The 1,351-nt window shown below is 36.6% G+C and carries 1 protein-coding gene; it reads right to left on the bottom strand.

Annotated features, from left to right (window positions below; genetic code table 11):
- Positions 1-143: 143 nt before the first annotated feature.
- Entirely contained in the window at positions 144-1,313 is a 1,170-nt protein-coding gene (locus ABDZ63_RS15760) for an IS256 family transposase (RefSeq protein ID WP_343785173.1), read from the bottom strand.
- Between the last annotated feature and the right edge of the window lie 38 nt (positions 1,314-1,351).

Here is a 1,351-nt window from a genome sequence, read left to right on the forward strand (position 1 = left end):
AGTGGTGGGCATGATAGCCTCAGATGGTTAGCCAAGTTATTATAAACTTGGCGGTTTGGCTAACTAGTCATGCCCACAGAGGCTCCATGTCAAAACAACGGCTAATGTATAACCTCTCAATAAGGTTACCCCTTAGTTAACACTTATTTTCCGAAACGTTCTTTGAACATTTCCTTTAACTCTTCTTTTGCTGCGGTAAACTCAACAATGACACGTTTTTCCCACCTCTCATTAAACTCTTTTGAGACTAAATATACAATTTTCTCAAGTGCTTTTTCGCTTGGAAGACTATTCATAGAATGAGTTCTTTTCTTTATTTCTTTAATCGTTCTTTCAATAGTGTTTGTTGTATAAATTTGCGGCTGAATTACCTTTGGATAATCTAAAAAGGTTAAAAGAACAGACAAATCTTCCTCCCATGATTTAATCACTTTAGGGTAAGTGGAATTCCATTTATTTTTAAAATCCTTAAACTTCTCCATAGCTTCAGTTTTGGTATTCACACGATAAACCTTTTTAAGATCCTCAGCCACTTCTTCGCGATCTTTTTTTCGGACGGAGTGATTTGTATTCCTCATTTTGTGAGTAATACAACGTTGTACATCAGTCTTCGGAAAAACTTCTTTTAACGCCGTTTCTAAGCCTGTTAGGCCATCAAAAACAGCTAGTAATACTTCTTCAACCCCGCGGTTACGAAGGTCTACTAAAACTTCTTTCCACCCCAAGGAGCTTTCCTTACCTCCAGCATGAAAGCCTACAATTTCTTTATAGCCTTCATCCGTAACGCCAACTACGATATAAACAACTTCACTATCTACATCCTTACGACGAAGCTTTAGATAAGTCCCATCTAAATACAACACAGAGTACCTTTTTCTTAATGGCCGTTGTTGCCATTGTTCAATCTCTTCTACCACAACATCGGTGATGTTGCTGATTGTGGAAGCAGAATAAGAATTACCAAGTATTCTTTCTATAAAGCTCCCAATTTCACGTGTACTAAATCCTTTATAATACATTTCAATGATAGCTTCACCTAACCATTTTTCACGGCGCTGGTATGGATCAAATAACTCGGTTTGAAAAAAACCTTCACGATCTCTAGGAACAGATAGATCTGGTATTCGGCCGTATCTCGTATCTAAAATTCGCTCATAATACCCATTTTTACTACTCGATAATTCTGGGTTCTCAACTTCAAAGAAGTTCTTCATCTCTTCCTTTAGAATCACTTCAAGATTTTCCTTCACAAAACCCAATACTAAATCTTCAATTTGTTTAGAAAGTTCATTTTGAGGTATACTGTTAGACATAGGTAAGGTACATCCTTTCTGGTTTTTGTTGTGATTAA

The organism is Alkalibacillus silvisoli (genome assembly GCF_039521975.1).
GTDB classification, from domain to species: domain Bacteria; phylum Bacillota; class Bacilli; order Bacillales; family Alkalibacillaceae; genus Alkalibacillus; species Alkalibacillus silvisoli.